This window comes from Paraburkholderia sp. UYCP14C, assembly GCF_004197395.1.
In the GTDB taxonomy this organism is placed as follows: Bacteria; Pseudomonadota; Gammaproteobacteria; order Burkholderiales; family Burkholderiaceae; genus Paraburkholderia.
The window spans coordinates 1-13,381 of sequence record NZ_SELS01000046.1; the positions used below are offsets into that span (position 1 = coordinate 1).

A 13,381-nucleotide genomic window follows, 5' to 3' on the forward strand; every position below is an offset into this window, starting at 1 on the left:
GTTTCGCTCCAGGTCGCGAACGCGGCCTTTGCGGCCGCGACGGCGGCGGCAACCTCAGTGGTATTCGCAACCGGCACGCGCGCCGTAACTCGGCCTTGGGCGGGATCGTAGACGTCGTTGAACCGGTCGCTCACGCCAGCCATGTATCGACCGTCGATGAAATGTTTCAGTTGGCGCACCGCGCCCTGGTTTGCTTCGCTCATACATCCTTCCTTTACTGGTCCGGCGCCGCGCACGGATCGAAAGAGAGTCCGCGGTGCAGCGCGCATCAAGTCGAGTGGCCGGGCATCTCCATGACTCCCCGCCAGGATCGGCAGTCATTGACCGTCGACGAGAACAGTCTACGTTTTACGGCTCCCGGCCGAGGGACTAGCTGCGACGGTTTCGGGACATTCCCGGCTCGTTTCCGGCCATGGCGGCCAAGCGGAAATCTCCGCCATCCGAAGGGTCGAATGGCTTGGCGATGCGACGCTAAACACGCGCTGGCAGCGAGGCGTTGCCTTGTGCGGGAAGCGTGAAATGAAAGCGGGCGCCAACGGGATCGTTCGGTGTCACCCATAACCGCCCGCCGTGGCTTTGCACGATGGAGCGGCAAATGGGCAACCCCATGCCCAGACCGTCGGGCTTAGTTGTGAAAAAGGCCTCGAATATGCCCTCCGGATTGCCGGCGGCAAGTCCCGGCCCGGAATCCTGCACGGTAATGCAAAGTTCGTTTTCATCGGTCCTGCCCGTCCGGATCAGTAGCGCGCGCTCGCCGGCTTTCATTTCGTTCATCGCTTCGAGGGCGTTGATCATCAGATTGAGCATGACCTGCTGCAGTTGCACCCGGTCGCCCTGAACGCGCGGCAACCCGTCAGCCAGCTCCACCGTCAGCTCAACCCTGGACTTGCTGGCTTCGCCGCGCACGAGCGCGATCAGTTCCCGAATCATCTCGTTGACATCGAGCCCACCTGTGCGCAGCGGCTCTTTCTTGAAGTACGCGCGGGTCCTGTCGACAATGCCATTGGCGCGGTCGCTGTCCGCGACGATCCGGGTGAGCGCGAGACACGCTTCGTCGAAATTCGGCGGCCGGGCCCCAAGCCAGCGCAGGGCCGCGCTCGCATACGCCGCAATCGCGGTGATCGGCTGCTTCACTTCATGCGCGATCGACGCCGATAGCTGACCCATCGTCGCCACGCGGTTCGAGTGAGCCAGCACCGTCTGGAGTTCGCGGTAGCGTCGTTCGCTGTCGCGCACATCCTGTTGCGCGCGCTTCTGCTCGGTCAGGTCGAGTATGAACGCCACGCCCTGCCCCTCGCGGTCACCAAACGCCGCTGCGCCGACCATGACGGATACCCGGCTGCCGTCCTTGCGAAAATATTCCTTCTCGAAGGGTCTGGCACTGCCCGTGGTCTTCAATTCAGCTTTCAGATGTTCATCGCGTTCATGCCATTCCGGCGGAGTGAGATCGGGCCAGCGAATCTGTCCGGATCGGAGCTCTTCGGCGGTGTAGCCCACAATGCGCAGAAACGCATCGTTGGCGTCGACGACATTGCCTTCGAAGTCCCAGATGTGGATGCCGATGATATTGGAATCCACCAGACGGCGCACCTTCGCTTCGCGTTCCTGAAGATCGGCATACAGGCGAGTGTTCTCCAGAGAAATAGCGGCCTGCGACGCGAGCAGATCGAGCAGTGCGGAGCGGCGGGCGGTGAACACGTGGGAGGTCTCGGTGTTCTCCAGATACAGTAGCCCGCTGAGTTTTCCCTGTCTGACGAGCGGCAGACAGAATACGGACCGCGTGGCTCCGCTCGCCAGATACCGGTCTTCGGGAAAGAGATCGGATGTCACGGCGTCGCCAATGATGACGCGCTTGCCCGTGTGCATGACGTAACGCAGCAGCGCGGCGGGTGTGGCGCAGCCGCTATCCGGCAAACGCTTCACCTCGATCCCGCTGCCCTCGATACGCGCTTCCGCCTCGATACGGTAGCCGTCTGGCTGCTCGGGCACGATCAGCAGACCACGGTCGGCGCCCGCGGTTTCCAGCGCGATCGTCATCAGGCGCTCGACCAGGCTTTTCAGTTCGATCTCGCTGGAGAGCGCGTGGGAAGCCTTGAGCAGCGTTGCTGCGTCGAACTGGCGCCAATCGAAGCTGAGCGTCGATGTCAGCGTGCTCGCTTCCAGATCGGCCAGGCGCGGGAATTCGCTGTCGAGTTGCACGACCTTGCTTTGCGCGCCCCAGGCGACGAAGCACCGGCGCGCATTGCGCAAATGGCCTTCGGCGCTCGTCGCGAGGCCCATGCGCAAATAGAAACGGCCAGCAAGTTCGCTGGCCACGCCTTCGTGATGCGCAAAGCCATTCTCGCGAGCGGAGCGAATGGCCTGCTCGTACAGGCGCATTGCGTCGAGATCGCGCCCCTCGAGACGCGCGAGTTCCGCGCCGAGCAAAGCATGGCGGTTCTGATAGTTCTCCGGACAAGATTCGGCCCAGATTTCAAACTTCTCGAGTGCCTCGGCAAGCGTGCGTTTGTAGATGCTCTGCTGCTCGGCAGAGGACTCGGGATAAAGCGCCGTCAACGTCAGCATATGAAAAAAGTGAAAGGTCGGCTCGATCGCCAGCGCCATCACCGAACTCAGTACTGCCTGTGCCCGCTGCGCGGCCCCAAGTGCATCGACGTAGCGGCCTTCGAGAAACGCGAGAATGACTTTGACGATTCGATAAACGCCAATGGCACAGCCGAAATTCGACTTGACGATCGCCTCAAAACAGGCGGTTTCGTCGAACGTCTCGTCATTCAGATCGAACGGTTTGGCCGTGCTGCCCCGCAGACTCATCACGCATTGCCGTTCAACCCGAATCAGCTCGTAGACCGCGTCGTTGTGGCTTTGCCGAATGAGCGCCGCGTACTTTTCGGCTATCGTCTGCACGTCTTCGAGCGCGGCCCCGCTCTCCAGCGCCTGCCAGACTGCGTTGAACGCCACGTTGCCGGCAAAAACGAAATCGCCCGCTTCCATACATTCGGCTGTCGCCCGTTCCAGCACCGGGAGATTCGCGGCGATGTGGCGGCGCCAGAAGTTGACGTGAGAGCCATACAGGTGCAGCAGTTTCCCATTCAGGTGTCGATTGCCGAACTTCTCGTTGAGCTTCAGCGACATCTCCGAAACCTGAACCGCTGTGGGAATATCGCCGATCAGCGAAACCAGCATGAGCGCGTAATTGCCGAACGCAAAGCTGGAGTTATCGGTATTGCCGTGCTGCAAGGATAGATTGACCGCCTTGAGCGTGATGAGCGGATAAAACGCGGGCCGCGCGGCAAAAGCGCAGTTCATTGCCTGTAGGAGAAGATTGACGATCGCGTGGATCGCAGGGTCCGTCGCCACCGGCGCGTCAACGAGTTCGCCGATGGAGCGGCCGGCCTGATTGACTTGAACGTCGTGCAGGGCGGCATGGAACGCCGCCTGAATACCCTCGTCGCTTTCAGGAAAGCAGATATCGAAGCCGCGAAGCGCGACCAGCGCGACTGCGAAGCTTTCGTCATATCTTCCGGCGAGTTGATACAACTCGATGCGCAAGCTGTAGACCTTTGCGCGGTCAAGACTGGAGCGCGCCGTAGCGAGCATCATGTCCGCCAGCGCATCCGCTTTTGCAAAATCGCCCACCAGATATTCGCACTCCGAAAACGCAAGATAGAGTTCGAACGTGCTCTCGTAGCGCAGCGTCCACGCATCGGGCGACAGCAACGCCACGCCTTGCGCCAGATAGCCGCGCGCCGCCACGTATGCCGTCGAACGCATGGCCCGCCTGCCCGCGACGAGGTTCAAGGCAACCGCCTGCTCACGCTCCGTTTCGTCCGCGATCAGCGCCGCGCCGCAATTGAGGTGATTGACGATGTCGAAAACCGTTTCTTCGAGCGCGTCTGGCGGCGTGCGCGACACCAGCGCCCGGGCTATCCGCAGCTGCGCGGCGGCACGCTGGTCGGCAGGAATGAGCGCGTACGCTGCCTCCTGCACGCGATCGTGCGCGAATACATAGACATTGGCCTCGCGAAAGACCAGGCCCGTTCGCACGGCTTCCCACAGGTCAGCGTGCATCTTCTCTTCGGAGCCGCCCTGAACCCAGGTCAGCGCGGCGACTTCGGCAACGTTGCCGAGGCACGCTAGCTGGCCTAGTGCGTCGCGCGCGGCGGGCGGTAGCCGGCCCAACCTTGTCGCCATTAAATCGGCGACGTTCTCGGTGTAGCCCTTCGCGCGAATGCGCGGCAGTTCCCAACCCCACTTCGCGGTGCGTGGGTCGAATGCGAGCAGGTCTTCATCGGCGAGTGCGGTCAGAAACTGGATCGTGAAGAACGGATTGCCGCCGCTTTTCTCATGCGCGAGTCGCGCCAGCGGTGCGGCGCTCGCGCGGTCACAGTGAAGTGCGTCCGCCACGAGTTGCGTGACGCTGTCCCTTGTCAGCGGTGCAAGCTCGATGTGCTGCACTTTGCTTTCGGCGCGCGCAATCGACTCGAGCGTGCGCGCAAATGGGTGCGAAGCGTCGACCTCATTGTCACGATAGGCGCCGACCAGCAGAACGTGCCGCACGTCCGGATGGGTGACGAGATGCGCAAGCAGATCGAGCGTCGCCGTATCCACCCATTGCAGATCGTCGATAAACAACGCGAGTGGATGCTCCGGCCGCGCAAATACACCGAGAAAGCGTCGAAATACGATCTGGAAGCGATTTTGCGCGTCTTGAGGTGGCAGCGTCGGTGCGGCCGGCTGTTCCCCGATGATGAGCGCAAGCTCAGGGATCAGATTCACGATCAGCTGTCCATTGGCCCCGAGTGCTTCCATCAGCGCGCACCGCCACGGCTCGACCTCAGCTTCCCGCTTGCTCAGCAGGTTGCGCACGAGTGTCTGGAAGGCTTGCGCGAATGGCACATACGGAATGCCACGCCGGTACTGGTCGAACTTGCCGGAAGCGAAGAGACCGCGCGGCGGGACCAATACCCTGTGCAGCTCGTTCACGACCGACGACTTGCCGATGCCAGGGTAGCCCGAGATCAGCACCAGTTCGACCGACCCGCTGCCCACCACGCGATCGAACGCGGTAGTCAGTGCGTCGATTTGCGCCTCGCGCCCGTACAGCTTCTCGGAAATCAGCAACTGGTCGGACGCGTCGTGTTCCCCGAGCGGAAATGGGTCGATGCGCTGGTGCATTTCCCATGCCGTGAGGCATGAGCGCAGATCGGCCTCCAGTCCCGCCGCAGTCTGATACCGATCCTCGGCGGCCTTCGCGAGCAGCTTCAGCACGATACCCTCGAGCGCCTGCGGGATCGAGTCGCGGCGCGCCCGGGGCGGCGTGGGCTTGCGCGCGATATGGCAATGAATCCACTCCATCGCGTCCGAGGCCTTGAACGGCAGCGACCCGGTGAGCATTTCGTACAGCGTGACACCGAACGAATAGAGATCGCTGCGCGTGTCGATCGAACGGTTCATGCGGCCGGTCTGCTCAGGCGCCATATACGCGAAGCTGCCGGCAACGATCTCCGGTGGCGCGGGCGGCTGATGTTCGTGCGGCAGTTGCGAAGCAATACCGAAGCCGGTGAGCCGCACGTTGCCGCCGCTGTCGACGAGCACGTTCGCCGGCTTGATGTCTTTGTGAACGAGGCCGCATCGATGCACATGGCCCACCACGTTCGCCAGATTGACCGCAATGCGCAACAGGCGCGTGAGTTCGAACGGGCCCGCAAGCGAGCGATCGAGCGGTTCGCCGCCGTCGTCGTCGAGCACGAGCATCGGCGGCTCTCGGTGCCGGTAGAACGCAAGAGGCCGCGCCGCCCAGCTGGAATCGAGCAACGCAGCGAGTCCGTATTCGCGCTCGAGGCGCTTCACGCCCACCAGGTCCGCACGCGTGGCGACCAGCGCGAGCACCGAGACCGGACCGCTGCGTTGGTGGGCGCGAAACAGTGAAAAATCGCCGTCGTCGCGCAGCGGCTCCAGCTCATATCCAGCGAGATCCACGCGGACGCTCCTGTCATGATGCGATTTTCATTTGCACATGATTTTGCGCGCGCGCCTGACTTTGCGCCATTGCCGGCGCTGCAAAGTTATCGATTGTCCTGAACAATGATGACTGGATGCACTGCGCCTGCGAAGCATCGACGACGAAATGGCATTCGGGCTATGAATTACCCGCCATATGTCGACTCCCATCCCCCTCCCAGCGCTTTACAAAGCGTAATGAGATTCGTAGCCGCCGTGGCTCTGCTTTGCTCGAGATTGCTTTGTGCCTCGAGCAACTGCCTCTGCACGTTCAATACGTCGAGATAATCGAGCGCCCCGGCCTTGTACCGCTGCTGCGAGACCGCGAGCGCGCGCTGGTTCATGGTCACGGCCTGGACCAGCCGGTCGCGGCGGCGCTGTTCGGCGTCGTAGGTGACCAGCGCATCGTCCACCTCCTGCCACGCGCGCAGCACCGTCTCCTTGTAGGCAATCGCAGCTTCCTGCTGTTGCGCCTCACGCAGCTGGAGCGTCCCTTTCAGGCGACCGCCTTCGAAGATGGGAAACGTAATGGAAGGGCCGACGACAAACTGCCCGGACGCCCAACTGGCCAGACTCGAGAGTTGAAGACTCTGAAAGCCCGCGCTTCCGTTCAGCATGATGCGCGGATAAAAATCGGCCTTCGCCACGCCGATCGACGCCGTCGCCGCGTGCAGTTCGGCTTCCGCCTTGCGGATATCCGGCCGGCGCTGCACGAGTTCGGAAGGAAAGCCTATCGGGACCTGCGCGGGTAGCGCGGGCACCTCCTGGGTTGCTGCGAGCGTCTGACGCAGCGCGCCGGGCTCCTCGCCGAGCAGCAGGCCGATTGCATTGATCGTCGTTTCGGTGCGCGATTCGAGCGTGGGAATCAGGCTTTCGATATTCTCCACCAGCGCCGAAGCGTTCGAGACATCGAGATCCGTGGTGACGCCTTCATGCGCGCGCACCCGCGTGAGCTTCAGCGCGTCGTTGGCGATGTCCAGGTTTTGATGCGCGATCTGCAGGAGTTCCTGCGTGCTGCGCAGCTCGATATAGTCTCGCGCAAGCTCCGCGCGAGCGCTCAGCAAGACCGCATTCCGGTCCTCATACGAGGCTTCGGAAAGCGCCGTCGCCGCTTCCACGGTGCGTCGCACGTGGCCCCAGATATCGACCTCCCAGGAAGCGTCGAAGCCGGCTTGATACAGGTTATAGGCAGGCGAACCCTTGGAGCCCGGCATGGCCGCCACGCCGAGAGGCGCGCTGCCGGAGGCGGACTGCGGCTGACTTTGCGTCGGCGTCACGCCAAGCAGCGAGAGAATGCCGTTTTCACTGCCGCGCTCCCGGTAGTACGATGCGGCGCCGTCGAGGGTCGGATATTCGGCTGCACCCGCCACGCGGCGCTCGGCCCGGCTCTGCAGCAGGCGCGCAGAGGCGGCCGCCACGTCCAGGTTGGCATCGGCGAGCTGCTTTTCCAAACCGTTCAACACCGGATCGTTGAACATCGTCCACCATTCCGGACCAAACTGGCCTTCCACGGCTTTGCTCGGCGCCTGCGCCGTCTGCGTGCGGTTGAAGACCTCTGGCGTAGGCGACTTTGGCGGTTCGAAGTTGGGACCCACCGTGCAACCCGCGATTGCCACGCAGGCGAGAAGCGTAAGCAGGATCGCGCGGAAAGAATATCTGCTCGGGTTCATTTTCTTTCCGCTCCTTCGGCCGTCGCTTCCGCGCCCCGGCCCACGGCCACTTCGGCTTCCACCGAAAGCCCAACGCTCAATGCCGCTGCGGCGGGCTGCCCGCGATCGATCGTGATCTTGACCGGCACGCGCTGCACCACCTTCGTAAAGTTGCCCGTTGCGTTGTCGGGTGCGATCGGCGCGAAGCTCACGCCGGTTGCCGGCGCCAGGCTGTCGACCCGGCCACGAATCACCACGCCGGGAAGGCTGTCGACCGTCACGCGCACGCTCTCGCCGGGCCGCATATGGGTGATCTGGCTCTCCTGGAAATTCGCGACGACGTACGCATCCGAAAGCGGGACGATTGCCAGCATGGGGGCGCCGGGTGTCACGAACGCACCGACCCGCGCCGACCGACGTCCCACCTTGCCGTCGACCGGCGCGTGGATTTCCGTATAGGAGAGGTTGAGCTTCGCCTGTTCGAGCATCGCTTCGGCGTGTTGAAGCGCGCCAGCGGCCTTGTCGCGCTCGGTGCGCAGGACGTCGAGATTCTGCACGGTCGCCGTCAGCACCGCCTGGTCGTGCGACTGCTGCGCAAGCTGCTCGGCGAGCGTGCTCGAAGCCTGTTGTTGCTCCTGCGCGGTCCCTGCACCCGCTGCGGAAAGATTCTGGTAGCGCGAAGCGTTGGCCCGGGCGAAGCCGATCGCCGCGTCGTCGGAGCGCAGCGTGGCGCGCGCCTGAGCGACGAGCGAGGGCTGGCGCGCGATCTCCGCGTCGAAGTTCGCCACCGACGCATGCGCGCCCGCCACCTCCGCCTGGGCGCTCATCAATGCGGCGCGATAGTCGCGGTCGTCGATTCGCACCAGCAGCTGACCCGCCTTCACGTCCTCGTTGTCGTTCACCAGTACGTCCGTGATCTGTCCGGCGACTCGCGGCGCGACGAGCGTGAAATCCGCGGTAACGTAGGCGTCGTTCGTGGATTCCGAACTGGAATGTGAGAGGAGCTTCGTGCCGGCCCACACAGCGACGCCGATGACGACGACGACCGCCGCAATACGAAGCCATTTCAATCTTGCCGGTGTGGAGATGGATTTGGTCGATGACATGAAGGCGTACCTCACTTCGAAGCGGGCGGCGTAGTGCTCCACGGCGGATAGATACGTACCGGCAGCACTGGAACAAGAAGAAGCGAAGCGAGCGCGACGCACGCCATCACCAGATAAAGGTCGGCGGAAGTCAGCACGACGGCCTGTTCGTGAACACGGTGCGCGAGTTGCCCCAGCGCGTAGGGTGTGTCGAGGCCCGGGCCTGCCGTCAGCGCGCGGCTTCCCAACTGGTCGACGAGCATGCTCGAATGGAAATGTTCGCGCGCGGTGCCAACACCCTCGATCAGACCCGTCGCCATCGCGGCGGAGAACGTCTTGACCGTATTGAACATTGCCGAAGCGAATGGGCCCTCCGTTGGGGGCAAGCCCGTTGTTACGCCCATGAGGATCGACATGATCACCAGTGGCTGCGCGATGATCTGCAGCGCCTGCAGCACGTAGAAGTTGTCCCGAATCCACTCGGACGTCATGAAGCTGCCGAGTGCGCACGTGATGAACATCAGCGACAGACCTGTCGCGATCACCCAGCGATGATCGGCGCGCCGCGTATTCAATAAAGCGGCGGTCAAAGGGAGCGTAATCAGCAGCGGAATCGCCAGCAACAGCGAGAGCGGCGCCGTCTGCAGCGGCCGGTACGCGTGAACTTTGACGAGAAATTGTCCGGGTATTGCCGCGACGCCCACCAGCAGGATCACGGTGCCGACCAGGGTCGAGAGCCCATGCGTGAAATTTCTGCGCTCGAGCAACTGGAGCTTGAAAAACGGCACGGGCTGAAACCACTCGTTGACGAGGAAGGCCACCAGCAACACCCCACCCCCGTAGAACATCACGCGGATGAACTCCGATTCGAACCAGTCGAGGCGATCTCCCTGCAAAAGCCCGGTCACGAGCATGGCAAACGCCGGGAAGCCCGTAATCAAGCCGATCCAGTTGAACGTACGAAAGCGTTCGAGCTTGACCGGATCGACGGGGAGTCCCTGCTGAATCGCGATACAACACAGCACGCCGAGCGGAATGATCTGCCAGAACGCCATGCGCCAGCTCACGAACTCCGTCCACAACGCGGCGAGCGGTGTGCCGAGCGCCGGCCCGAAGGTCGCCGTGAGCGCATAGCCGGCGAGCCCGTACAGCTTGAATTGGGGTGGCAGATAACGCAGCGCCACGATGATCAGCATGGGGGGCAGACATCCGCCCGCGATTCCCTGGACGATACGCAAGACATAGAGCGTCGCCAGATTCGGCGCAAACGGGCACAGCAATCCGAAGAACATCGTGGCAAGTACTGCGCCGATCGTGAAGCGCTTGAGCGTAAAGGTGATGCCGAACCAGGGTGCGAATACCATCGTCGCGACATTGGCTGCCTCGAACAGCGAGGTCAGCCACGTCCCGTCGTCATGCCCGATCAGGAACGCGCCCTGGATATCGGCCATCGCCGCAGCGGTAACCTGTTCGTTGAGGATCGCCAGCAACGAAGCGAACAACATGCCGAGCAGGCCCACGATAATGCGCCCCGTAAACTCCGCTTGCGCAGGGGCAGGCTGCGCCGGCGCCGCGGCTTCGCGCACAGGGCTTGACTCCAGCGTCTGCGGCGCCGTTACCAGTTCCGTTCCAGTCGTCAAAGGGTTCGCAGATGTCATGGAGATCAGCAACTTCTCGAGTTTCGTAAGCTGTACTGTTTGATGTGGCTAATTCGTTGTGAGGCAATTCGGTGCCCTGCGTCCTCATGCGATGCGATGACCACACCAACGGCCTCGCCGCGCATCGATGCAGTTCACCGGTCATTTCATTGTCAGAGATGAAGCCAATTTCTTAAAGTCCCGCCTGGTCTTATTTTGGGCCATCTAGTACGCGATTTTTGCCAGGCCGTCCGGTCATGACTCTCCAGCGCGTGTGCGCTGCGTCAACGCAAACGTCACTGTCCACCTTGGCCCGGGGCCCAAACGCCACAGCATGGTGTGCGAACCGGGCAGGTTCGAATTCGACCACGCCCCCCGCGCTGATCCCAATCTAGATAAGCGTCATGCGCATGACTTTCCGCCGCGCGTCATCGCGCCCTGCCTGCTCTCATTTGTTCCTGTGACTCACAACTGTTTGTCCGCGTCCTGTATTCCAACCGGGGGCATGGATGCGTAAATTCACGCTCATCGGAGCAGCAAGCCCGATCAGAAAGAAGCTCCAACTTACTTCAAGGTCTATATGAGTCACTCCCCGAAAGTCATCGTGATCACTGGCGCCTCGCAAGGTATCGGCGCCGAAACGGCCAAAGCATTCCGCGCACTTGGCCACAACGTGGTCGCGACATCGCGCAGCATCAAACAGACTGACGATAGCAATCTCGTCGCAGTGGCCGGCGACATCGCCGATCCGGCCACGGCTCGCCGTGTGATCGAAACGGCCGTCTCGCGCTTTGGCCGCGTCGATACGCTCATCAACAATGCCGGCATTTTCGTGGCGAAGCCGTTCACCCAATACACCGCCGAAGATTACGCGACGGTCACCGGCATCAATCTCGCGGGATTTTTCTACATCACGCAGCTTGCGATTGCCGAGATGGAGAAGCATGAGCGCGGACACGTGGTCAACATCACGACGACCCTCGTGGATCACGCGATCGACGGCGTGCCGTCCGTGCTGGCCTCGCTGACCAAGGGCGGTCTTGCCGCCGCAACGCGCTCGCTCGCGATCGAGTATGCGAAGCGCGGCATTCGCGCCAACGCGGTTTCGCCCGGCATCATCAAATCACCGATGCACGCGCCTGAAACCCACGCGGCACTTGGCGCGTTGCATCCGATGGGGCATATGGGCGAGATGAGCGACATCGTCAATGCGATCCTCTATCTCGACTCGGCGCCGTTCGTGACGGGCGAAATCCTCCACGTCGACGGCGGCCAGATCGCCGGCCACTAAGGCGCACTGCGCTCCACCGGGCTCCACCGGGCCGACGAGGAGCGCCGCTCGCCGGCGCTCCTTTTAACGATCACCATTGAGGAAAGCGAAATGCCGATCGTCACAATTCAGGTTACACGCGAGGGCACACGGCCCGGCACGGATTCCGTCACGGCGGAAGAAAAGGCCCAGCTGATCAAGGGCGTGAGCCAACTCCTGCTCGACGTGCTGAACAAACCGTTGGAGGCGACTTTCGTCGTCATCGAGGAAGTGCCAACGGAAAACTGGGGATGGGGCGGCCTGCCTACCGATGTCTATCGAAGACAGAAGGGACTCATCAAGTAAGCGCGTGCGGCCCGCTCGAGAGCGGGCATTCGCGCGTGAATGCACCGGTCGCATCGTGGCGCTATCAATCTTCATCTGAGGCCTCGCATGAACACGGACGAAGGACTTCGAACACAGTCGCGCAATCGCGGCGCGAACGCGGGCGCAGAGGCGGGCGACAAACACGCCTCGCGCCGGGACCCATGGGAGCAGACACTCCTGCTACTCGCCGGGCTTTGCGCGACGGAACCACACGCACAGGGCCTCAGACCCGCCGAACTCGCGCCCGGTCCGCGCATCGCCGAGGCCCGCTGCGACGACGGAAGGTGCCGCAAAAGCCGCAACCTCCGCGAAGGGCGAGATGCGACAGCTGACGCACCCTGCGCGGCCGTCGTCACGCTCCTCGAGCACCTCTCCCCACGAACCGTTGCGCTGCGCTGGTGCTCCGCCTCATGCCACTACGGCTATCAGATCTGGGTCTGCTCAAAGGCGCGCCGGGCCGGCGTGTGCGCAGTGAGCGGCAGAGCGATCCGTCGCGGCGATATCATCTACCGGCCCAATACCCGCACACCTGTCCTTCCCGTCAATGTGAACGCCATGATTCATCTCGCTGCTTTGCCTGATGGAAGTTCGGTAGTCTGATTCGGCACGCCAGGGGCGTCGACCGAAATTCTCTGCAACCGGAAGTTGTGACAACCCATTCAAGGAGATCGTTATGAAGATTCTGATGGTTTTGACTTCGCACGACGAACTGGGCAATACGGGACGCAAGACCGGGTTCTGGCTCGAGGAACTCGCCGCGCCGTATTACGTGTTCAAGGACGCCGGCGTGCAGATCGTGCTCGCGTCGCCCAAGGGCGGCAAACCTCCGCTAGACCCCAAGAGCAACGAGCCGGACTTTCAGACCGACCTGACACGTCGTTTCGAAGCCGACCCGGCTGCGGTGGCCGATCTGGGCAACACGGCGAAGCTCAAGGATGTGGCCCACGGCGAATTCGACGCCGTCTTCTACCCCGGCGGCCACGGTCCGATGTGGGATCTCGCCGAAGACCCCGACTCCATTGGCCTGATCGAGCGCACGATCGCAGCCGGGAAGCCGGTCGATCTCGTCTGCCACGCGCCCGGGGTTCTGCGACACGTGAAGGGTCCCGATGGCAAGCCGCTCGTCAATGGCAAGTCGGTCACGGGCTTTACCAATAGCGAAGAGGAAGCGGTCGGGCTGACCAAGGTGGTCCCGTTCCTGGTTGAAGACGAGCTCAAGGCGAAGGGCGGAAACTTTTCGAAGGGGCCCGACTGGCAAGCGTATGTACTCGAAGACGGGCTGCTGCTCACCGGGCAGAATCCCGCATCGTCGGGGCCGGCCGCAAAGGCATTGCTAGAGAAATTGAGCAAGCGTCACTGAGACTCAGCCCT

At 62.5% G+C, this 13,381-nt stretch carries 9 protein-coding genes; 4 read left to right on the forward strand and 5 right to left on the reverse strand.

What is annotated here, in order from left to right; all coding sequences use genetic code 11:
• The 5 genes from EVC45_RS31330 to EVC45_RS31350 all read right to left on the reverse strand — a co-directional run.
• On the reverse strand, positions 1-203 hold a 203-nt coding region (locus EVC45_RS31330), incomplete at its 3' end, for an aldehyde dehydrogenase family protein (RefSeq protein WP_129962052.1).
• A gap of 268 nt (positions 204-471) precedes the next feature.
• On the reverse strand, positions 472-5,982 hold the full coding sequence (locus EVC45_RS31335) for an ATP-binding sensor histidine kinase (RefSeq protein ID WP_129962053.1): 5,511 nt from the start codon (positions 5,980-5,982) through the stop codon (positions 472-474).
• Between the two features lie 167 nt (positions 5,983-6,149).
• Positions 6,150-7,673 carry an efflux transporter outer membrane subunit gene (locus EVC45_RS31340; RefSeq protein ID WP_129962054.1) on the reverse strand — a complete coding sequence of 508 codons (1,524 nt, stop codon included), beginning with the start codon at positions 7,671-7,673 and terminating at the stop codon, positions 6,150-6,152.
• Positions 7,670-8,758 (reverse strand): HlyD family secretion protein, encoded by a 1,089-nt coding sequence (locus tag EVC45_RS31345; protein ID WP_129962055.1) that lies wholly within the window; start codon positions 8,756-8,758, stop codon positions 7,670-7,672. Before EVC45_RS31345 ends, EVC45_RS31340 begins: the two co-directional genes overlap by 4 nt.
• 11 nt (positions 8,759-8,769) lie before the next feature.
• On the reverse strand, positions 8,770-10,395 hold the full coding sequence (locus EVC45_RS31350; protein ID WP_129962056.1) for an MFS transporter: 1,626 nt from the start codon (positions 10,393-10,395) through the stop codon (positions 8,770-8,772).
• 559 nt (positions 10,396-10,954) lie between these two features.
• On the opposite strand from EVC45_RS31350, the gene EVC45_RS31360 reads away from it, so the two are divergent.
• From EVC45_RS31360 to EVC45_RS31375, 4 genes are all read left to right on the forward strand, one after another.
• Positions 10,955-11,665: an SDR family NAD(P)-dependent oxidoreductase gene (locus EVC45_RS31360; protein WP_129962058.1), complete on the forward strand. Its 711-nt coding sequence runs from the start codon at positions 10,955-10,957 to the stop codon at positions 11,663-11,665.
• A gap of 90 nt (positions 11,666-11,755) precedes the next feature.
• Positions 11,756-11,989 (forward strand): 4-oxalocrotonate tautomerase family protein, encoded by a 234-nt coding sequence (locus EVC45_RS31365; protein ID WP_018442101.1) that lies wholly within the window; start codon positions 11,756-11,758, stop codon positions 11,987-11,989.
• An 87-nt stretch (positions 11,990-12,076) separates the two neighbouring features.
• On the forward strand, positions 12,077-12,610 hold the full coding sequence (locus EVC45_RS31370; RefSeq protein WP_129962059.1) for a DUF3331 domain-containing protein: 534 nt from the start codon (positions 12,077-12,079) through the stop codon (positions 12,608-12,610).
• 73 nt (positions 12,611-12,683) lie between these two features.
• Positions 12,684-13,370, forward strand: a complete 687-nt coding sequence (locus tag EVC45_RS31375; protein WP_129962060.1) for a type 1 glutamine amidotransferase domain-containing protein — start codon at positions 12,684-12,686, stop codon at positions 13,368-13,370.
• Positions 13,371-13,381 lie beyond the last annotated feature (11 nt).